Source organism: Alteromonas sp. ABV4_150 (genome assembly GCF_056311745.1).
This window is the reverse complement of the sequence record NZ_CM149971.1, coordinates 3,522,822-3,544,506: the sequence shown is the minus strand read 5'-3', so window position 1 is coordinate 3,544,506 and position 21,685 is coordinate 3,522,822. Positions and strand designations below refer to the sequence as shown.

General features: G+C 44.3%; 14 protein-coding genes, 3 tRNA genes and 1 pseudogene. 4 read left to right on the top strand and 14 right to left on the bottom strand.

Annotation, left to right across the window (positions count from 1 at the left end; genetic code table 11):
- Window positions 1-213: 213 nt before the first annotated feature.
- Complete coding sequence (locus ACYX4M_RS15350) at window positions 214-2,805, top strand: ExeM/NucH family extracellular endonuclease (RefSeq protein ID WP_476080760.1); 2,592 nt, start codon at window positions 214-216, stop codon at window positions 2,803-2,805.
- 170 nt (window positions 2,806-2,975) lie between these two features.
- Here ACYX4M_RS15350 and ACYX4M_RS15345 read toward each other — a convergent pair whose 3' ends face one another.
- Window positions 2,976-4,661, bottom strand: a complete 1,686-nt coding sequence (locus tag ACYX4M_RS15345; RefSeq protein ID WP_476080759.1) for a response regulator — start codon at window positions 4,659-4,661, stop codon at window positions 2,976-2,978.
- Between the two features lie 216 nt (window positions 4,662-4,877).
- Window positions 4,878-5,549, bottom strand: coding sequence for a 2OG-Fe(II) oxygenase (locus ACYX4M_RS15340; RefSeq protein WP_476080758.1), 672 nt, complete (start codon window positions 5,547-5,549; stop codon window positions 4,878-4,880).
- 384 nt (window positions 5,550-5,933) lie between these two features.
- Between ACYX4M_RS15340 and ACYX4M_RS15335 the strand changes: the two genes are divergently transcribed.
- The 3 genes from ACYX4M_RS15335 (at window position 5,934) to rluF (ending at window position 9,419) form a co-directional block, all read left to right on the top strand.
- A complete protein-coding gene (locus tag ACYX4M_RS15335) occupies window positions 5,934-7,490 on the top strand; it encodes a GNAT family N-acetyltransferase (protein WP_474807194.1) in 1,557 nt (518 codons plus the stop codon).
- Between the two features lie 206 nt (window positions 7,491-7,696).
- A complete protein-coding gene (locus ACYX4M_RS15330; protein WP_476080757.1) occupies window positions 7,697-8,503 on the top strand; it encodes a hypothetical protein in 807 nt (268 codons plus the stop codon).
- A 157-nt stretch (window positions 8,504-8,660) separates the two neighbouring features.
- Window positions 8,661-9,419, top strand: a complete 759-nt coding sequence (gene rluF, locus ACYX4M_RS15325; RefSeq protein WP_474807197.1) for a 23S rRNA pseudouridine(2604) synthase RluF — start codon at window positions 8,661-8,663, stop codon at window positions 9,417-9,419.
- 94 nt (window positions 9,420-9,513) lie between these two features.
- Here the strand turns inward: rluF and rpsO are convergent, their stop codons facing one another.
- The 12 genes and pseudogenes from rpsO to ACYX4M_RS15265 all read right to left on the bottom strand — a co-directional run bounded on the left by rpsO (window position 9,514) and on the right by ACYX4M_RS15265 (window position 21,668).
- Window positions 9,514-9,783, bottom strand: coding sequence for a 30S ribosomal protein S15 (gene rpsO, locus ACYX4M_RS15320; RefSeq protein ID WP_012518257.1), 270 nt, complete (start codon window positions 9,781-9,783; stop codon window positions 9,514-9,516).
- Between the two features lie 123 nt (window positions 9,784-9,906).
- Complete coding sequence (gene truB / locus ACYX4M_RS15315; protein WP_476080756.1) at window positions 9,907-10,878, bottom strand: tRNA pseudouridine(55) synthase TruB; 972 nt, start codon at window positions 10,876-10,878, stop codon at window positions 9,907-9,909.
- Window positions 10,879-11,280: a 30S ribosome-binding factor RbfA gene (rbfA, locus tag ACYX4M_RS15310; RefSeq protein ID WP_118495169.1), complete on the bottom strand. Its 402-nt coding sequence runs from the start codon at window positions 11,278-11,280 to the stop codon at window positions 10,879-10,881.
- A gap of 113 nt (window positions 11,281-11,393) precedes the next feature.
- Window positions 11,394-14,001: pseudogene (gene infB, locus ACYX4M_RS15305) on the bottom strand (translation initiation factor IF-2).
- A 24-nt stretch (window positions 14,002-14,025) separates the two neighbouring features.
- On the bottom strand, window positions 14,026-15,522 hold the full coding sequence (gene nusA, locus ACYX4M_RS15300; protein ID WP_476080755.1) for a transcription termination factor NusA: 1,497 nt from the start codon (window positions 15,520-15,522) through the stop codon (window positions 14,026-14,028).
- A gap of 45 nt (window positions 15,523-15,567) precedes the next feature.
- Window positions 15,568-16,026 (bottom strand): ribosome maturation factor RimP, encoded by a 459-nt coding sequence (rimP, locus tag ACYX4M_RS15295; RefSeq protein WP_179983224.1) that lies wholly within the window; start codon window positions 16,024-16,026, stop codon window positions 15,568-15,570.
- 300 nt (window positions 16,027-16,326) lie between these two features.
- The gene (locus ACYX4M_RS15290; protein ID WP_476080754.1) at window positions 16,327-17,328 is read right to left on the bottom strand and encodes a response regulator; all 1,002 of its coding nucleotides are present in this window, start codon (window positions 17,326-17,328) and stop codon (window positions 16,327-16,329) included.
- Between the two features lie 14 nt (window positions 17,329-17,342).
- On the bottom strand, window positions 17,343-20,669 hold the full coding sequence (locus ACYX4M_RS15285) for an MHYT domain-containing protein (protein WP_476080753.1): 3,327 nt from the start codon (window positions 20,667-20,669) through the stop codon (window positions 17,343-17,345).
- A gap of 157 nt (window positions 20,670-20,826) precedes the next feature.
- Window positions 20,827-20,903, bottom strand: a tRNA-Met gene (locus tag ACYX4M_RS15280).
- 52 nt (window positions 20,904-20,955) lie between these two features.
- Window positions 20,956-21,032, bottom strand: a tRNA-Met gene (locus ACYX4M_RS15275).
- A 53-nt stretch (window positions 21,033-21,085) separates the two neighbouring features.
- A tRNA-Met gene (locus ACYX4M_RS15270) sits at window positions 21,086-21,162 on the bottom strand.
- A 203-nt stretch (window positions 21,163-21,365) separates the two neighbouring features.
- The gene (locus tag ACYX4M_RS15265; RefSeq protein ID WP_476080752.1) at window positions 21,366-21,668 is read right to left on the bottom strand and encodes a 4a-hydroxytetrahydrobiopterin dehydratase; all 303 of its coding nucleotides are present in this window, start codon (window positions 21,666-21,668) and stop codon (window positions 21,366-21,368) included.
- Window positions 21,669-21,685: the final 17 nt, after the last annotated feature.

Sequence of the window (21,685 nt, the reverse complement as noted above, 5' to 3'; positions counted from 1 at the left end):
TATCCGTACAGTTTAACCCATTGTTTTTTAATATAAATTCAAAAATCAGCTTGAATAAGGTTAAGTCATTTCTATTATTCACAAACTTCCCTACGGTAGAACAAGCAATAACAAAATTGCGCATCACTACGCGCTCTTCTTTTGCAGACTCAAATAGCAAAAATGTTAGCGTTGGTGATTCAAAAATAATGAAAACTACAAAGGGAAAATGACGTGAAAACATCATTAACTTTACTATCTGCAGGGATTATTTCTGCACTTTCTTCTACTGCTATACAAGCCAACGATTTAGTTATCAGTGGTGTTATAGACGGGCCATTAAGTGGTGGTGTTCCTAAAGCCGTAGAGCTATTCGTTGTAAACGATATTGCTGACTTATCTGCCTATGGCATTGGCAGTGCGAACAATGGTGGTGGCACTGACGGCGAAGAGTTCACCTTTCCAGCTGGTGTTTCTGCAAGCGCAGGCAGCTACATTTACGTTGCTTCAGAGGTTGATGGGTTTACTGCGTTTTTCGGTTCTGCGCCAGACTACAATACATCATCAATGGCTATTAATGGTGATGACGCCATTGAACTGTTTAAAGATGGTAGCGTAATTGACACTTTCGGTGATATTAACGTAGACGGCAACGGTACTGCATGGGAATACTTAGATGGTTGGGCATACCGTACATCAGGGCAAACGGCTAATGGCGGTAGTTTTGAAGCATCAAACTGGACTTATAGTGGTGTAGATGCGCTTGACGGCTCAACTACAAATGCAGATGCAGCCAGCCCCTTCCCTACCGGCACGTTCACTACAGAAGGTGGTGAAGATATTGTTGATGTGCCTGAAGAGCCCGCAGTGGAACTGGGCGTATGCGGCGACGACGCAATGCTAATTAGTGCTATTCAAGGTAACGAAAGTAGCTCTGCTGAAGTTGGCAATAGCCATATTGTCGAAGCTATCGTTACTGGCACCCGTGCTGATGGTTTCTTTATACAAGAAGAAGCAGCGGATCAAGACGGTGATGAAAACACATCTGAAGGTTTGTTCGTAGACGGCAGCGTCGATGTTGCCACCGGTAACGTCGTTCGCCTTTATGGTGAAGTAGAAGAAAACTACGGCATGACAACCCTTGCCATGGATAGCGATGTAGCTGCACTCGATTGTGGTGCGGTTGATTCAGTAGCGGCAGTCCAGCTGTCGATGCCTTACGAACTTGATCTTGAAACGGTTGAAAGCATGGTTGTAAGCGTAATTGATGCCACAGTAACAAGCACAAACAACCTTTGGCGCTTCGGAGAAATTGTAGTAAGCGATACGATTAAGCGTCAGCCAAGCGATATTGCAGCACCGTTGTCAGATGCTTACACAGCCGCCGTTGAAGCGAGCGAGGCAAGCCTTCTAACTATAGAAGATAACAACGGTTCGCAATATCCTGATGCGCTAAACTATTTCCCTACTTTCAGCTACGCAAATGCCATACGAATTGGAGATGCGGTTTCTGCCTCAGGCCCATTAAATTATAGCTTTGGTACTTACAGAATTAACCCTAGCGACATTATTGAAGTAACGTCGACTCGTGAGGCTAACCCTGTTGTTATAGAGGGTAACCTATCAATTGCCACCTTCAACGTGCTTAACTACTTTAACGGTGAAGTAGATGAAAATGGTGATGTAACTTTCGATTATGATGACAATCGCGGTGCTGACGATGCTATAGCGTTTGCATTACAGCAAGGTCGTATTGTCGAGGCCATTGTTAACCTTAACGCTGACGTTGTTGGCCTAATGGAAATCGAAAACGACGGTTTTGGTGATGATAGTGCAATTCAATCACTCGTAAATGCCATTAATACTGAGTTAGTTGAAACCGAGCAATACTCATTTATCGCTACGAGTGACGGTAGTGAAATAGGCACAGATGCCATCACTGTTGGCCTGCTTTACAAAGCCTCTGTAGTAGAGCCAGAAGGCGACGCTACAATTGTTGCAATGCCAGTACAACAAATTGATGAAGATAGCTTGGCACGGATGCGCCCTAGCTTACTGCAAACTTTCGTTCATAATGAAAGCAGCAAGTCTTTCCTTGTTGCTGTCAATCACTTTAAATCTAAAGGTGGCCAATGCGCTGAAGACATAGCAGAGGAGCCGTCTGAGATCACAACGATTCAAGGCAGCTGCAACGCACTTCGCGTATCAGCAGCGATGACTTTGGGTAACGCATTAAGTGAAGAGAGCCTGCCTGAGCGCAAAGTAATCTTAGGCGACTTAAACGCGTACAGCGCCGAAGATCCTGTGGCAGTACTTACTGACTATACACCTGAAGCTCGTGGTTACACGATAAATACTGCGGTAAATACAGAGATGGACGATGGCGCTTCTGTTGAAGTTGAGTCTAGCTTCGGCTATCACAATCTAGCTGAAGAATTTGATGCAGAAGGCTTCTCATATTGGTTCTACGGTACCGAGCAAGTAGGTAGTTTAGACCACGTTCTGGCAAGTGAAGCCATGCTTGAAGACGCTATCGATGGTGCACACTGGAATATAAACTCAGTTGAAGCTTACCAGCTACAGTATGACCAAGCCCTTCGTTATTATGCTGATGAAGACGGCTACGCGTTCACTGATGTGGGTCCATTCAGAAGTTCAGACCATGACCCATTCATCGCTACATTCGATTTACAAGCGGATGTCGTTGAAGACGTTGAGGATGAGGAAGACGATAACGACAGCTCAGGCGGCTCAATGGGAGGAATTCTTGCTCTGCTAGCCGCAGTAATTGGCTTTCGTCGTCGTACTACTGCTGTTAAAAAATAGTAGAAGAGAAAGTTAACGTCTACAAAAATTAAAAAAGCTGCCTTGAATTCAAGGCAGCTTTTTTTGTATTTTCAATTTTGCGTGTTCAGGAAACTGTCTTTTTCTTATACCTTTACAAGTAAAATTTAACCATTGGTTTCGTCAGTATACAGAACGTACAAGCCGACAAGTTATGTTTTAACGGCTACCATACCAACTAAGTCAGCAGCATTAGAGTTATCAACTTCAATACCAATACGCGCGATATACTGGTCCCGTTTTTCCGCCTGAGTGGCTGATAATTCTCCAGCACAAAGTAATTTAGCAGCACATTGCGCCGAATTCATTTGTTCTTCACTTAGTCCATTGTCTAGATGTATTTGAGTAATAACTTTAAGCAGGCTTAACGCAATTTGCTTGTCTTTAGGTGACAAAGTCAACGCCTGTCTTAAATTGTTATATGCGGGGACAAGCCGATTTTCTTTGTAATTTACGGCCGCCATCTGCTTAAGCTCTTTAGTAGTAAACTGAATTTCGGTACGCTCTATAGACTCTTGATTGAGGTACTCATTTACCACTTGTGAGGTGAAATTATCACCTTCTATTTGCTTTCTCAGCTTATCTAGAATGCTTACACAGTGCTCACGCATACCCAATTCATGGAAGGCTTTCATCTTATCTAAGCTATCTTCCATTGACAGCCCTTCAGTCGATGCTGAGCGATCCTTCATTAATTTTTCAGCTTCACGTTTCTCGTCTCTAAGACACAGTACCCGGGATCTGACCACATCTATTTGTTCAGCAAGCTGGTTCTGCATGCCTTTCTGTTGCTTTAGCTCTTCAAGCTCACTTTCCGCACGTTTAAGGTACTTTTCACCTTCTCCATTTCCTAAACTTGTTGCCAAGTCAATGGTAGAACGAATAACATTTAATGTCAGTTGCGGTGAGTCATGAATTGAGTTTTTTGCGTACTTAGCCATACTCTGAACAGCAGTGAGTTGACCGGCTTTGTCGTGATTAAGTCTTGCTAAATCCCACAAGCGCTTGTTTCGCTCGATATTACGGGGCGCAAGCCGACTAGCCTCTTTCATTTGCTCGTAAGCAATATCGAACTGCTCTTTCTCAATAAAATATTGCGCAAGCAAGTCAAAAGTCAAAAACCGTGTATCGGGTCGCTGAAGTAAATCATCTACTAATAGTTGCGCTTCTTCTAGTTCATCTTGACGAAGTAACGAACGGGTCAGGCCAATATGAACCCAAGCGTGATCGACACTTTGCAATAATGTTCTGAAATAATCCTCTGCCGTTTCGTAGTCCCTAAGCTGCAATAAGCAGTCGCCTATGAGGCGCTTTATTTTAGTGTGATACTCAGAAAGTGACGCGTCTTTTAGCTGCCTTTCGGCGTAATACATCGCTGTTGAGTAGTCGCCTGCATGCATACAATGCAGCATTTTGTGAAGCTTTAATCGAACCTGTATAAGATACTCTAAACGTGTCTCAATCTTATTGCGCTGTAAGGGTTTAACCCAGAAGTCATCTGGCTGCAGTTCTACAATACAATTAACAAGCTCAGGCGATGTCTCTGCACTAAGAAAAATAACCGTGGTAGTGTCGTTGATGTGGTTGAGGTGTTTTAGTTCTTCAAAAAGATGAAAACCATCTTTATCATGACTAACGTTAAAGGCAAGCAGTACAAAGTCATATTGTCTTGCCTCACATAACCTTTTTGCGTGGAATGCATTAAATGCACTGCTTACGTTTTTAATTCCAATTTCGTGTAATGCTGATGCAACAACATCGTGAACTAGCCCCTGGTTATCGATAACCAGCACATGTAGTTCTTCTCTTGGGGTGGGGGCAGGTATTTTTTCCAGCATTAACCAATCACTTCTTACATCTTTTCCCTAAGCAACACAATAGAATAAGAACACCCTATTGTGGACATCACTATGCTATCTAGGTGACCTCGCGTAAAAACCCTACGTCGGTTTTTATCAATTAGCGTGGAGTATCACGCTTATGCCTAAAGCATAGCGTTATCACAACAAATATATAGTAGATTCACATTATACATAAGTATGGGGTTTTGGATACTAGCGCGGAGGGTCGATGCTGTCATTAACAGTACCGTTAACCCTAAACCACCCTGCAACAGAATGGCGCGTTTTTACCGCTGGTAAAACTTCGTGGGGAAAAGCTTCGCTAAGAAACACTACTAACGTTCCTTTAGCCGGTAAAACTTTTGTTCCTGTTTGATCATTTTCATCAAAATACAGCACTAATTCTCCGCCGTCAGTCTCTTTCCAGCTATCGTTGAGATAGGCAACAAGTGATAGCACTCTGTTGCCCTGACCTTTGAACGCATCTACATGGCGTTTGTAAAATTTACCTGGTCCATAGCTAGCAAAATGACTTTCAAAAGAAAAGAGCCCCATAAAAAGCGAACGATTTATATATTGTTGAATGGCTTCACACCAAGACAGCCACAAAGCGCCTTCCTCAGAGGAACCGGTAATCCAGCAAATTTCGTCCCCTCTTACTTTTTCAGCTTTCTGATAATTCTCTGCACGACCAATACCCGCTTTTCTATATTCAGCTTCTGAGATTGAACGCTGACAATCTAACAGTGCTTGTGTAACAAAATCCGGTAAACCATTCTCCTGAATAGAAAAGCCTTTAGTGACTAAGTCATCGACGATGTTTTCAAATATGGCTTCATCGAAAACGTGTAGAGGCTGATACGACGCAAGTTGTTCTCTATTCATCAAACTCTTTTTACCTATGGGCAGTTAACTAATCGTTAAATTATTAGGAAGGTGTGGACGTAAAAAAAAGGTAGCGAACTTATACGCGGCGTTGAGCCTTGTGGCAATTGCCTGACCACACATTTTTCGCACTATTTTTTTATCGATAAAAGAAAAATTATTTATCGTTTTGACGGCTAAAGAATTCGCACGTTTCTTGCTAATCTTTTATATCAGTGTACGAGTAAGCTCCGCTAAAGAAAGCTCACCCTTCAATTGTTATCTTCGCCTTTACCGTAAGAACGCGAGGACTACATTTAACAGTTGAAAAAAGCACTACATGGCGTTTAAGTAGAAATATACACAAAATACGTATCAGAAATTTTTTAGCAAAAAGAGTAACCCATGAGTCAAGATCAAACACAGATAGAAGAAACAGAACATCATCTAGACTTAAGAAACTTGAGGTTGGACGACTACAACGATGTAAAAGCGTTAATGGATAACGTATACGCTAACGTTGGAGGCGCCTGGCCTTATTCTAACTACAAAGCGCAAGTCACTACCTTTCCTGAAGGACAAATATGCATTGAAGATAAAGGGAAGGTCGTTGCCTTTGCCATTTCTGTTATTGTTGATTACGACCAGTTTGGTGATAAGCATAGTTACGATGAAATAACTGGGGATGCCTATCTTACGACTCACGATCCAAATGGTGATGTGCTTTATGGCGTAGAAGTTATTGTTTGCCCAGAATACCGCGGTCTTCGTTTAGGTAGGCGGCTATACGAAGCGCGAAAAGAGTTATGTAGAAACTTAAACCTAAAATCGATTATGGCAGGGGGGCGCATCCCCAACTATAGAAACTATGCACATGAACTGTCGCCTTATGAATACATTGAGCAAGTAAAGCTTAAGGATATTTACGATCCAATTTTAACGTTTCAGCTATCCAATGGCTTCGAGGTAAAGCAAGTAATGACTGCGTACCTCCCTGAGGATGAAGCATCGAAGGGTTATGCCACGTTACTTCAATGGCATAATATTTACTACGAGCCGGGCACGCCTTCTTTAATCGCCAGCAGGAAATCAAGTGCGCGTATAGGATGTATTCAGTGGCAGATGCGCTACTTCAACAATGTAGAAGAACTGCTTCAGCAAGTAGAATACTTTGTCGACGCTCTATCTGACTATTCATGCGATGTGGCCTTGTTCCCTGAATTTTTTAATGCCCCGCTTATGGGTCTTAGCCCATCCGATTCGTCCATCGACGCGATTTGGCATTTGGCTACCTATACGGATGAAATTTTAACTGCCGTATCGCACTTAGCGGTGTCGTACAATATTACGATTATTGCCGGGTCTATGCCTGTGGTAGAAGAGGAGCTGCTGTATAACGTAAGCTATATATGCAAACGAGACGGAACGATTGAAAGCCAGTACAAACTTCATCCAACCCCTCATGAAAAAGAGGACTGGATAATGAAGGGCGGAAATAGCCTTAAGACCTTTGATACCGACTTCGGGAAAATCGGTGTTCTAATTTGTTATGACGTGGAATTTCCAGAGCTAGCACGCATTCTTTCCGACCAAGAGATGCAGATTTTATTCGTGCCATTTTGGACAGACACAAAAAATGGTTATTTACGCGTTCGCCGCTGTGCACAAGCAAGGGCTATCGAAAATGAATGTTATGTGGCTATTGCAGGCAGTGTTGGTAATCTACCTAAGGTGGATAACGTGGATATCCAATACGGGCAGACAGCCGTGTTTTCACCCAGTGATTTTGCGTTCCCTCACGATGCTATCGTGTCAGAGACTACACCAAATACCGAAATGACGCTGATTGTTGATTTAGACCTCGACAAACTCACCAAACTGCAAAATGAAGGCTCGGTACGAAACTACCTTGACCGACGCCGTGATCTTTATCGGGTTGAGTGGATTGGCGATAAAAACTAACTAGGTCTTTATCAAGAAAAAGTGCTGGGGATGGTCGAATACCAGCTTCTTTGGCTTATGGAGAGCTAGCATTCTACATAAGCCATAGAATTTCCTTCGATTTAGCGATAACATGAAACTGCGCGCAAAGAATAATGGGCTCTCTTATAGATAAAAGGTTATGACGTCATAAAGAGAGCGCTACATAAAGAGATTATTAATTTACTATGGCAAATAATTCGAAAAACGATGAGTTTCCAACCATAAGATTGGATGAAGAAGACCGTCGAGATTATCAGACTAAAAGGCAAGCGACCCCGACAAAGGCGACCACGTCCTCACCTTCTCCTTCAGCTAACCGCCAGCCTTCAAATAGTGGTAGTGGTAACGGAGTCTGGGTTGTTTTAGTTGCCTTGATCGCCTTAGCGGCGTGTGGTGGTTGTTACTACTTGTACACTATGCTTGAACAACAAAAAGCTGTGGCTGAACAAGCCGAAAAGCGTATTATGCAGCTAGAGAACAAGCTTTCTGCGACAGGCGAGGAAATTGGCGAATCTACGGTTGCTTTGCAAGTTAAAGTTACTGAGTTGTCTAATAAAACCAATGAACTTTGGGAGCAAATGGACAAACTTTGGGCTTCTGCTTGGCGTCGTAATCAAAAAGAAATCGCTGACCTTGGTGATCGTGTTGGTAATGTTCAAACTGCACTGAATAAAAATGTCAGCGCCGTTTCTGACGACGTAAAAAGCCAAGCTGCAGCAATCGGCTCTGTTAAAAATCAATTGGCATCACTAGCCGATGAACTACTTGCTGTGAACGTTCAACTAGAACAAGCCACAAGCGATAAACAAAGTGCCCAGCAACGTGTGCGTAATCTTACCGATAAACTATCGGTTTTGGAACAGCGCAACACAACGTTATCTGGACGCATTACCAGTCTAGAAAACGAGATCCGCGACATCGCCACAAAAGTAGTATCAAGTGGCAGTGCCAGTGGTGGTGCGGGCTCACCTCCCTCACCTGCTGGCAGTTAAATTACCTACCACCGGCTGGCTTGTTGTTTTCAAAACGAACAGCAATATATAGCTACGCCAGATAAATACAGAAAAAAGAAAGGGGTTAATCGCCCCTTTCTTTTTTGTCGTGATACCATTACCGCCTTCGACGAAATAAGACAGGACATACTGCGCAATGAGTGACCAAGCGCCTAAACGTTTAAATAAATATATTAGTGACACAGGCCTATGTTCGCGCCGAGAAGCGGATAAACTCATTGAGCAAAAGCGCGTTACGGTAAATAACAAACCACCAGAGCTTGGCACTAAAATTGGCGCTGGCGATATCGTTAAAGTTGATGGCAAGGTGGTAGGTGCGGTAGCGAAGGACAAATCAGATAGGGTCTATATTGTATACAATAAACCTATAGGCATAACCTGCACTACCGAGCGCCATGTTAAAGGCAATATTATTGACGCTATCGGCCATAAAGCACGTATATTTCCCGTAGGTAGGCTTGATAAGCCTTCTGAAGGACTCATCATACTCACCAGCGATGGTGATATCGTTAATAAAATATTGCGCGCTGAAAATGCGCATGACAAAGAATATGAAGTGACGGTTAACCAGCCCATTAGTGAGCGATTTGTAAAGCGTATGGCACGCGGCGTGCCCATATTAGGTACAGTGACGAAGCCTTGTGTCGTTAAACCAACCGGCAAAAATAAATTCACTATTATTCTTACCCAAGGGCTTAATCGCCAAATACGCAGAATGTGCGAGTTTTTAGGCTACGAGGTCACCAAGCTTAAGCGAACGCGTATTATGCATTTGGAACTCAGTAATTTAAGGCCAGGTCAGTGGAGAAATTTAACTGAGCGTGAGCTGAAAATAATGCAAAATGCAGTTCGCTCTTCCACTAAAACTGCAGAGAAAGTCGATTCGCGTCAATAGACCTACTTCATCACACGTCATACGCAATAAGTTACCAAAGCCAAGAGCAGACGAAAAAAAAGCGCCCATCGGGCGCTTTTCTTGAAACCTAGTCTTATCGACGTAGACCTAGACGCTTGATTAGGTCAAGGTAACGCTCAGCGTTCTTGCCTTTAAGGTAGTCTAGAAGCTTACGACGTTGGCTAACCATACGTAGAAGACCACGACGAGAGTGGTGATCTTTCTTATGATCAGCAAAGTGACCTTGAAGCTTGTTGATGTTGTGAGTAAGCAAAGCTACTTGAACTTCTGGTGAACCAGTGTCGCCTTCTTTTACGCCGTACTCAGCAATGATTTTCGCGGTTTCTGCTTTAGTTAGTGACATATCATTCTCCTAATATTTATGCTTCGCCGATCACTAATTCAGCAAAGCGGAATGAGCGCCGTATTATAATGACGTTTACACACTTAGCAAGCCATAAACCATCTTTATTTACCGGCGCAACTTCTATTGATAAACAACTCGACGCTTTGGGTTAACAAACACTTCTTGTTTGGGAATGCCTTGATCTTTCGGGTCAAGTACCCCTTCTCCTACGCCGAGAAAAATACCATTGGTATCAGCACCGTGATATACGCGGTAAGATGTGCCCTCTTCAAGCGCTTCGCTGCACATACCTTTAACCGATTGACCATTGTCAAAACGATTTCTTTCGGCATCGTTGATTGTTACGAAAGGCAGACGACTTACCGCTGTATCCATGGGAATAAGCAAGTCATCAAGGGCGTTGAAGTCACCGTCTTCTAGCGATTCTTGAATTTCAATCAGCTTGTCCAATGAAACCATCTTATCGGTGGGATAGTCTGCGACTTCGGTCCGATGTAAGCGGGTCACATAAGCACCACAACCAAGGTTCTGTCCTAGGTCGTCTACGATAGAGCGAATATAAGTACCTTTGCTACACTTGATGCGCATATCCACATAAGGCAGTTCGATACGCAGTATGTCCAGTTCATACACTTCAATATCACGGGGTTCACGTTCAATCTCTATGCCTTGACGCGCATAATGATAAAGCGGCTTACCTTGATGCTTAAGCGCAGAAAACATAGAAGGGATCTGCTTACTTTTACCTAAAAAAGCTAAGCAAGCATTGCGTACTTGCTCTTCCGTGACTTCAACGGGCTTCTCTTCTACTACTTCACCGTCGGCGTCAGACGTGGTTGTGCGAACGCCAAGTTGTGCCGTAACCTCGTAGGTCTTTTCAGCATCCAAAAGAAACTGTGAGAACTTGGTAGCTTCACCCAAACACAGCGGCAACATGCCACTGGCAAGTGGATCAAGAGCGCCCGTATGCCCAGCCTTAGCGGCTTTGTACAACCAGCGCACTTTTTGAAGCAGTTGGTTTGATGATCCACCAAGCGGTTTATCAAGCAATACTATGCCGTTAATGTCACGGCCCTTACGACGTCTTGCCATCTACTCCTGCTCTTGTGAATCGTCTTCATCGCGCTTCGACTCATCTTTAGCGATGGTCTGTGACACAAGATTAGAAATACGCATGCCTTCAACAATCGATTTATCTTCAAAAAAGTGAAGATCAGGTACTGAGCGCATGCGAATACGTTTTGCAAGGATACTGCGAATGAACTTTTTGTATTCAGCTAGCTGCTTGATTTGGGCTTTGCCCTCTTCTTCAGTGCTGTTGTAGATAGTCACAAAGATTTTCGCGTGAGCTAGGTCGCGCGATACATCTACATCAGAAACCGTGATTAAAGGCATATCGCCTACGCGGTGTTTATATTCGTTTTGCAGAATGCTCGCTACTTCTTTATGAACTTGCTGAGCGACTCTGTCGGTACGTGAAAATTCACGAGCCATTGTACTCTCCTTTCCTTATTTAACCAGCGGCATGCTTGAGGCTGTTTGCTTTATACAGACAAAAACGGGAGCACTCGGCCCCCGTTTTTCACATGCCGAATTAACTAAGGCAATTAAATTTCGCGTTTAACCTCAACGATTTCGAAGACCTCAATTTGGTCGCCTACTTTCACATCGTTATAGTTCTTAACGCCGATACCACATTCCATACCGTTACGTACTTCTTGTACATCGTCTTTAAAGCGACGTAGTGATTCTAATTCACCTTCGTAAATTACTACGTTTTCACGAAGTACACGGATTGGGTTGCTACGCTTAACGTTACCTTCTGTAACCATACAGCCTGCAATTGCGCCCAGTTTCGGTGACTTAAATACGTCACGTACTTCGGCAAGACCAATGATTTCCTGCTTGAACTCTGGAGCAAGCATACCGCTCATGGCCGCTTTCACTTCGTCAATTAGGTGGTAGATAACGCTGTAGTAACGTAGGTCAATTTCTTCAGCTTCTAGTACGCGACGTGCTGTTGCATCGGCACGAACGTTAAAGCCTAGTACGATAGCGCCTGATGCCGCCGCAAGGGTCGCGTCAGTTTCGGTGATTCCACCTACACCACTACCTACAATATTAACTTTAACTTCAGAAGTTGAAAGCTTAACCAGTGACTCAGAAATCGCTTCTACAGAGCCCTGTACGTCAGCCTTAAGTACGATATTAAGTTCGCTAACGTCACCTGACTCCATGTTCGCAAACATGTTTTCAAGTTTCGCTTTTTGCTGACGAGCAAGTTTAAGTTCGCGCTTCTTCTGGTGACGCTTCGCTGCTACTTCACGTGCTTTACGTTCGTCTTTAACAACAGCGGCATCTTCACCCGCTACTGGAACACCTGAAAGACCAAGTACTTCTACCGGCGTTGAAGGTCCTGCAACCTTAATCTCTTTGCCGTTTTCGTCGCGCATTGCACGAACACGACCGTACTCTTCACCACATAGTAGAATGTCACCAGCCAGTAATTGACCTTCTTGAACAAGTACTGACGCTACCGGACCACGACCTTTATCAAGACGAGATTCGATAACAATACCGCGACCGGAGCCTTCAGCTACCGCTTTAAGGTCAAGTAGTTCCGCCTGAAGCACGATAGCATCCAGAAGTTCATCGACGCCCATACCCGTTTTCGCAGAAACGTTACAGAACTGGTGTTCACCGCCCCACTCTTCTGAGATAACTTCTAGTTGAGATAGCTCAGTTTTAACACGGTCTGGATCAGCTGTTTCTTTATCCATTTTGTTCACTGCAACGATAAGAGGCACGCCAGCAGCTCGGGCGTGCTGTACCGCTTCTTTCGTTTGCGGCATTACGCCGTCATCTGCAGCAACAACAAGAATAACGATATCCGTCGCCGTAGCACCACGAGCACGCATTGCAGTAAACGCGGCGTGTCCAGGCGTATCGAGGAAGGTGATTTCACCGTTATCTGTTTGTACTTTGTAAGCACCAATATGCTGAGTAATACCACCCGCTTCACCGTCTGCTACTTTTGCACGGCGAATGTAGTCAAGCAATGATGTTTTACCGTGGTCAACGTGACCCATGATGGTAACAACAGGAGCACGTGTCGATTTTTCGCCATCTGTGCCGTCTGCTAGCAACTCATCTTCAAGCGCATTGTCATTTACAAGCTCGTACTTATGACCCATCTCTTCAATAACTAGTACCGCTGTGTCTTGGTCTAGTACTTGGTTGATGGTAGCCATCTCGCCCATCTTCATCATCGTTTTGATAACTTCGTTAGACTTAATAGCAAGTTTACTTGCCAGCTCACCAACAGTGATGGTTGCGCCAAGCTTAACAACGCGCTCTACTGGCGCTGCAGGCTTGTTAAAGCCTTGCTTAAGATGCTCACCAGCGTTTTTCTTAGACTTGCGACGACGACGTGAAGAACGCTCAACTTGCATGTCTTCTTCGTCTTCTGCTTCTTGAGCGTAGCGGTTAGAGTGCAAGTGAACTTCTTCAGCTTCTGCTTTCTTACGACGCTCTTCTTCTTCTTTCCAGCGACGCTCGTTTTCTTCAGCAAGTTTACGCGCTTCGTCAGCCGCCTTCTTCGCGTCTTCTTCAAGTTTCTTCTGCGCTTCTTCTTCCTGTGCTTTGCGAAGACGCTCTTCTTCCTGACGTGCAGCTTCTGCTTCCGCTTTCTCAGCTTCAGTTAGTTCAGGCTCGTCTGCTTTACGGGCTTCAGCTTCTTTCTTAGCTTGCTCCGCGCGACGCGCACGCTCTTCATCAGCAGCTTTCTTCGCTTCTTCTGCTTTACGCGCTTTTTCTTCAGCGGCTTTCTTCGCTTCAGCAGCGGCTTTCTCTTCTGCTTCGCGCTTCAAACGTGCCTCTTCTTCAAGACGCTTCAGCTTCTTCTTCCGCTTGACGCTGCTGTTCTTCAACGTCGCTGCGCTTAACGTATGTGCGCTTCTTGCGTACTTCCACTTTCACTTCTTTCGACTTACCAACACTTAATGTGCTAGTTGTCTTACGCTTAAGTGTCATACGCGTTGGTTCAGCTGCGCTGCCGTGTTGCTTACTTAAATGATCCAATAGTTTCTGTTTCTCGTCTTCGTTTACCTGATCGCCGGCACTCTTAGAGATACCCGCGTCTTTAAACTGGCCAACCAATCGGTCAACGGTCGTACCAATGTCGCTGGCGAGCTTTTCAATAGATACATCTGCCATTACGTAATTTTCCCCCTGTTGACCTTACTCTTCTTCACTGAACCATACGATATTACGAGCCGCCATGATTAACGCACCGGCTTTCTCTTCGTCTAGTTCATCGATATCACTGATATCATCGGTACCTTGTTCTGCTAATTCTTCCAGGTCAGTAACGCCGCGGCTGGCCAACACATAAGCCACGTGTTTACTCATACCTTCAAGATTTAATAAGGCTTCTGTAGGCTCTGCACCTTCAAGCGATTCTTCATTCGCTAGTGCACGCGTGGTTAAGAAAGCACGCGCTCTATTGCGCAGCTCTTCAACCATTTCTTCATCTAGCCCTTCAACCGCTAGAAGTTCGCTTGCTGGCACGTATGCCACTTCTTCTAGCGTTGTAAAGCCTTCATCTACCAAGACAGACGCAAACTCTTCGTCAATGTCCAAACCAGCAGTAAATAGATCAAGTACCTTCGCGTTTTCTTCTTCGTGCTTCTTGTTGAGGTCGTCAACCGTCATCACGTTAAGTTCCCAGCCTGTAAGCTGGCTGGCTAGGCGTACGTTTTGACCACTACGGCCAATTGCCTGAGCTAAGTTGTCCGCTTCAACTGCTACGTCCATGCTGTTGCTGTCTTCGTCAACAACAATTGACGCAACTTCAGCGGGAGCCATTGCATTGATAACGAATTGCGCAGGGTTCTCGTCCCATAGCACGATATCAACACGTTCACCGCCAAGCTCACCTGATACGGCTTGTACACGTGAACCACGCATACCCACACACGCACCTACTGGGTCTAAGCGCTTGTCGTTAGTTTTAACTGCAATCTTTGCACGTGAACCCGGATCGCGAGCAGCAGACTTAATTTCTAGCGTCTCTTCTGCAATTTCAGGCACTTCCAAGCGGAATAGTTCAACTAGCATGTCTGGGTGAGTACGGCTAATAAATAGCTGTGCACCACGTGCTTCCGGACGGATAACGTAAAGAAGACCACGTACACGGTCACCTGGACGGAAAGTTTCACGAGGAAGCATATCATCGCGATAGATAACGCCTTCTGCGTTATTACCCAAATCAATAATGATATTGTCGCGGTTTACTTTCTTAACCGTACCCGTAACAAGTTCACCCACTTTGTCTTCGTACTCAGCAATCATTTGCTGACGTTCAGCTTCGCGCACTTTTTGTACGATAACTTGCTTAGCGGTCTGCGTAGTTATGCGGTCGAATTTGATAGATTCAATCTGTTCTTCCACATAATCGCCAAGTTGTATCTCTGGCTCGTCAATTTGCGCCGCAGAAAACGTAATTTCAGCAAATGGATTTTCTTGCTCTTGATCATCCGGGATAACCAACCAGCGACGGAATGTATCAAAGTCACCAGACGTTCTGTCGATACTTACACGAACTTCGATTTCGCCTTCGTTTTTCTTTTTGGTTGCACTAGCGATTGCATACTCTAGCGCTTCAAAAATCTTCTCTCTAGGCACTTGTTTTTCATTTGAAACGGCTTCCGCCACTAACAAAATTTCTTTATTCATTTTCGCCTCTCTTATGCCTTCGTCGATGAAAGCAGAGCTGTTCCGTTAATCGAACGTGGGAACAACGTTACCTTTTTCGATATTCGCCACAGCTAACTGGAACTGCTGGCCATCCACTTCAATACTTACAATGCCGTTTTCACACGTAAGTACTTTGCCTTTAAAATTACGTCGGTCGTCCATCGGCATAGACAATCGAACTTGAACCACTTCACCTACAGCCTCGATGTAATGCTTTTCTTTGAAAAGCGGTCGGTCCATACCTGGTGATGACACTTCGAGGTTATATTCAGTGCTAATTGGATCTTCAACGTCCAAAATTGCGCTAACCTGATGACTTACATCTGCACAATCATCTACGGTAATACCGTTCTCATGATCAATAAAAACGCGAAGAATTGAATGCTTCCCCGCTCGTACAAACTCGATACCAACCAATTCAAAGCCCAGTGCTTCTACACCTGGCTCTAGCATTTCGGTTAGTTTCTCTTCAAGTTTTGCCAATGCAAACCTCCAAAAACGAAAAAAGGGCCTAAAGCCCACCTGTCATCACCCGGCTCAGCGAGGCTGACTCCAGGTTTTAATACAACAAAAAGCCCCGGACTAGCGGGGCTTTTATTAAAATTCTGAACCCATACCTGCCAATGTAGGCAGTTGCAAACTTATGGGTAAAACCACCGATAGGTGATAGCTTGCTAATGATAAGTGCGTTACTTTCCTTTAATGAGGGAGCCCGCTCTCATCACTTGATGCGCACATTATACGTATAGGCGGCGCATTAAGCAACAGCGAAAGACGTAGCGGTTAGTCCTCATCTTTAAACTTAACTTTTATGTCGAGAATTTTAGGCATAATTTCTATCATTAATTCGACCAGTTTTGGTTCGAAATGCTTACCCTTCTGACTCTCCATAAAATCTATGGTTTTTTCGATACTCCACGCTTCTTTATAGGGGCGTTTACTAGTCAGTGCATCGAACACATCAGCAATGGCACAGATGCGTCCCTCTATAGGAATGTCTTCCCCGGCAAGACCATTTGGGTAACCCGTTCCATCCCATTTCTCATGGTGGGTTAGGGAGACTGACTTTGCCACTTTTAGCAGTAAAGAATCGCCGCAATCGCCGATGATCTCTGCGCCAATTTCTGGGTGGTGCTTCATAGTGGCAAATTCTTCATCAGTGAGCTTACCTGGCTTAAGCATGATGCTATCAGCAATACCAATTTTGCCAATATCGTGCATAGGAGCAGCATGGAGAAGAATTTCTGCCTGCTTCTCAGTAAGCCCATAAGCTAGCGCCAATTCTCTTGCGTAATGGCTCATTCGCATGACGTGCATGCCTGTTTCGTTGTCTTTGTATTCAGCAGCTTTACCTAATCGCTGTACAACTTGCAAACGACTATCTAACAACTCGTCTGCCTGAACTAAGCTAAGGTGAGTCTTTACGCGTGCTTTAACAATTGCTGGAGATATGGGCTTAGTGATGTAATCCACAGCACCTGCATCAAAACCCTCAGTTTCCTCATGCTCGTCACTTAATGCCGTGACGAAAATAACTGGGATGTGCTTGGTACTCGACTGCTGCTTAAGTTGGCGACAGACTTCAAACCCTGTAAGTCCGGGCATCATAACATCAAGCAGTATCAAGTTTGGTTGCCTTCCCCTAGCAAGTTTTAACGCTTCTTCGCCGTTTCTGGCGAAAACAAGCTGATAGTCCGGAGCTAAAAGTTGCTTTAAAACCCTTAAATTAACAGGCTCATCGTCAACGACTAATAGCGTAGGTTGTTCAATCTCAATCTCTAACATGCCGTGTCTCTGGACTATTTTAACTCTTGTATTAATAAAGAAATATGCTCATGCGCCAATTCAAACTCAAAGTCATCTATGTCTAAGAGAATTTGACCGATTTGCTCATTGTGATTAGAGCACCCTAGTTCTTTTAAAAATGATAGCTCCGCTTCATCCACCATGTTTTGCTCTACACTATTGAGCATAGCTTCCAGGTGACTGAGGAGCAAAGCATTATCGATACTTTCATTGATCGCATTTTCTGCATATAAGGGCGATTCACTTAGCATCGACTCTATTTGTTCTAGAGCATCGCGGAGCTGATTAACTTGTTCAATATCAATGATTGATTTCAGCGCCTGCGCCTCTATATCTTTAGTAATACGGAAGAAATTGGTTAAACATAGGTTACCCGACGTTCCTTTTAAGCCATGAGAAAGTGATGCTACCGCTTTATAATCTTCTCTTATAGCTGCGTTCATCAACTCATCAACCTTTTCCCTGCTTGTTGAAGTGAATTTATCCACTTCCTGTAGTACCGTCCCTAAACTTCCCCACAGACCAACAGCTTTCTTTAGATTTAAAGTAGCTTTATCGGCTTTAAACGCTGATTTTGAGTCGTTCTCTGTAGGCGTATCTGCGACAACAAAAGTATCGAGCTTTAATACCCGAGCTACCTCTTCCATAAGTGTGCCAAAGTCCACCGGTTTGTTAGCGAACCCTTCCATGCCCGCTTGTTGCGCCGCATGCTTATCCTGCACTAGAACACTGGCAGTTAGCGCAATAATAGGCGTTGGGGGTAATTCGTGTTCTTTCTCAAACTTTCGCCGTTGCTTTGCCGCCTCTAAACCGTCTAGCTTTGGCATTTGCAAATCCATTAAAACGACGTCAAATGAAGTCGACTCCATTTTTTCTAACGCTTGCTCACCATCAGTGGCAGTGTCTACCTGATGCCCAGCGCGAGTAAGGAGCAAAGACAAAAGCTCTACATTTTGTAGTACATCGTCAACTACTAATACGTTTAACGTTGAATGAATTTGGGTTGAAGACGGTTCTGAAGTATCAGGGGTGTATTCAGTAACTTCAACCGCTTTTAGCGGCAACCTAAAGGTAAAGGTACTTCCTTTGCCTTTTTCACTGGTAACACAGATGTTTCCGCCCATAAGTTCAACAAGCTGTTTAGAAATAGTAGTTCCCAGGCCAGTACCGCCATATTTTCTACTCATCGATGCGTCCGCTTGCGAGAACGGGTCGAACACTCGCTCTACTTGTTCTTGCGTCATCCCGATGCCGGTGTCTGAGACGCTAAAATAGACAAACTTATCGTCGCCTCTCACGTTGATGGATACCTCACCTTCATGGGTGAACTTAACGGCATTTCCAATAAGGTTATTGAGCACTTGCCTAAGGCGTTCGGGTGCACCTCGGTACCCATCTGATACAGAATCATCAACATTTAAAACGAGGCCCACTTTTTTCCGCTTAGCTTCTAACCAAAATGTAGAAACAACCAAATCTAATTCTTCTCGAATAAGAAAGTCGCGGTAATCTAAATCAAGCTTCCCCTTATCTAACTTTGCGCTATCCAGTATGTCGTTGAGAAGGTGCAGCAGCGAGCGAGCAGAACGGTTAATTGTGGTTAAATGGGATTTTTGCTCTTCACGCAAAGAGTCCCCTAGCATCAAATCGCTAAAACCAATAATTGCGTTCATAGGAGTACGAATTTCGTGACTCATATTGGCAAGGAATGCAGTACGTGCTGCAGCCGCTTGTTCTGCTGTCTCTTTCGCTGCTTTTAACTCTTCTTCCATTACCCGTCTTTGGGTTATATCTGATATAAAACCATCGACATAGAGATTATTGCCATCATCGTCTTTAACGTGAGTACCATGTTCGGTCACCCACTTTACTTCCCCTGATTTAGCTATGATGCGGTATTCATAAGAAAAGGCACCCTGTTGGGCATTAACATCAGAAAGTCGCTCAACGTCATCTGGATGATAGAGGTCAGTAAAAGAACGTTTAGGATTCGGTAAAATGAAGTCACTCGGTGGATATCCGGTTATTTCCAGCACAGCGTCACTAATAAAAACCATAGGCCAGCCAGGCATGTTCAAACACCGATAAGCCATACCCGGTATATTCGAAATCAAGCTTCTGAACTTAGCTTCACTTTCGCGCAAAGCATCTTCCATTTCTCTGCGCTTTCGTAGGTCTGACGCAAAAGAAACAAATACCGGCTTACCGTCTATTTTGGTATAGCCTACGCCTAAACGCACTGGTATGCGCTCCCCTCCCTTTCTGAGAACTTCTACTTCCCTGCCTGCACCTATGATTTGTTCAGTAGGTACAACCCGTTGGCTGAAAAAGTCATCGCCATAAAGGTGCCGCCTCTCTGGTGTGACCATATCGGCGGCGTGCATTCCAATAATCTCTTGCTGGGTGTAACCATAAATGTGCTCAACAGCGGGGTTAGCAGTTTTTATGATACCTTTATCGTCTACGGTAAGAATGGCGTCGACAGCGGTATCGGTAATTGCGCTTTGAATTCGTTCACTCTCAAGTGCGCGTAACATAGCATCGCGATATTTAAATAGAAGACTAATACCCAAGACGAAAACGATCATCACCAAGGTAACTATAGCAATTGAAATTGCTAGAAGAACAGCAACATCCGACGATTGATTTGATGTTTCCATACCTGGCGGCAGCACAAACCGAGCGGCAGCCATGCCAGTATAATGCATACCCGCAATGGCCAATCCCATAACAGTACTTGCTAATAGCACATGCTTACCCAGCATCTTTCTGCTTTGAATCGCAGCAGCAATACCAAACTTTATCCATAGTGATAGCATTGCCAAACATATAGCGACCACGATAGAAAGGGCAAACATACCAAGGTCATAGCGAAGAAGCGGCGCCATCTCCATTGCAGCCATACCACTGTAGTGCATGGTGCCGATACCTGCGCCCACTAATACGCCACCTAAAATTACTTCAGCTACGGTTATATGCGTTTTAATCAAAAGATGAAGGGCTACCCATGCTGCAGCTACACCTGGAATTGCAGACAGCCCAGTTATAAAAGGGTCGTAGCTAACAGGTAAACACAATTCAAATGCGGTCATGCCGAGAAAATGCATTGACCAAATTCCCCCTCCGAGCGCTATGCTACCCGTAGTTAACAAAGTATTTCGTCTCAACGCATCTTGAGTAACAGCAGCTTGCCCTGCGACGTTAAACGCCATAAATGAAGCAAAAACAGCGACTAATAAAGACAGAACAATGAGAGGAAAATGATAAGCGCCTTCAATTAAGGTGGCGTGTTCTTCGTATGTGAAAAAACGAGCAATCATGAGGCGGCTAAACTACCTATTAGTTTTATTTTTTGGGCACTTCGTAACTTAGCACACTCTTTTTTTCAGTGCGGTAGTTAATTCGTAGTAATTGAATTGATTTTGTGCGAAGAGACAAAAGAAAAGAAAAAACCCAGCAAAAGCTGGGTTTCTAATGTGGTTGCGGGAGCAGGATTTGAACCTACGACCTTCGGGTTATGAGCCCGACGAGCTACCAGACTGCTCCATCCCGCGACTGTACGGTTAGTTTGCTTGCGCAATACTTTTTAGTTCTGGTTTTACAAATTGGTTGCGGGAGCAGGATTTGAACCTACGACCTTCGGGTTATGAGCCCGACGAGCTACCAGACTGCTCCATCCCGCGACTGTACGGTAAAGCCTGCGTTTGCAGAGCTTTGAAATTCTGGTTATTTTCTGTGGTTGCGGGAGCAGGATTTGAACCTACGACCTTCGGGTTATGAGCCCGACGAGCTACCAGACTGCTCCATCCCGCGCCAGAAAATTACTGTTGCAAGCGTTGCGTACAATGCCTCGCTTCAACGTGGGGCGTATTATACATAGAGACTTATTCAACACAAGTGCCAAGTCGAGAAATATTTCATTTTTCTGACTGTTAGCGGTTTAATTAACCAACATGTGCAAAGTTAATACAAATTACCTGTAAAACAAGCCCATTTAAAACAGTTCACTGCCCAAACTATCTAAATTTTTCCATTTTTTCAGCAAGCGAAAAGTCGAGCTCTGTTAGTCCATCAGCATCATGGGTAGTGAGTGTGACCTCTACTTTGTTGTATACGTTAAACCATTCAGGATGATGCTTTAGCTTTTCTGCCCAAATCGCAATTTGCGACATCCACCCAAATGCACGGATAAAACTTTTAAATGTGAATGTTTTTTTGATGCAATTACCGCTTCGCTCCCAATGCGTGCCGTCTGTAACTAAATCATTAAGTGCAGCCAGTTTAGTCGTAATAGTATCTTCCGATAGCTTTGTCGGCATTATTATCTCCCATTAAT